General features: G+C 61.1%; 2 protein-coding genes. Both read right to left on the minus strand.

Translation table 11 applies throughout. The features are described from left to right. The coding region (locus tag J8G26_RS19185; protein WP_210570857.1) for a biotin/lipoyl-containing protein at positions 1 to 143 on the minus strand (143 nt) is incomplete at its 3' end. Between the two features lie 16 nt (positions 144 to 159). Then, on the minus strand, positions 160 to 375 hold a 216-nt coding region (locus J8G26_RS19190; RefSeq protein ID WP_210570854.1), incomplete at its 5' end, for a 2-oxo acid dehydrogenase subunit E2.

Genomic DNA, 375 nt, shown 5'->3' on the forward strand with positions numbered 1-375 from the left:
ATCTCCATGGAGGCCTTGTCGGACTCCACAGTGATCAGGCTTTGCTCGGCCTTGATGGTGTCGCCGGGTTGGACCAGCACTTCGATGATGGCCACTTCAGCGAAGTCGCCGATGTCGGGCACCTTGATGTCGATGATTGCCATGGGTATTGCCCTCGCGTTACATCACGATGCGGCGGAAGTCCGCCAGCAACGAGGCAAAGTACACGTTGAAGCGTGCGGCGCTGGCGCCGTCGATCACGCGGTGGTCCCAGCTCAGGCTCAGGGGCAGCATGAGGCGCGGTGCGAACTGCTTGCCGTCCCATTGGGGCTCCAGGCTGCTTTTGCACACGCCCATGATGGCGACTTCGGGGGCGTTGATGATGGGCGTGAAATA

The organism is Acidovorax sp. JG5 (genome assembly GCF_017939685.1).
Lineage (GTDB): Bacteria > Pseudomonadota > Gammaproteobacteria > Burkholderiales > Burkholderiaceae_C > Acidovorax.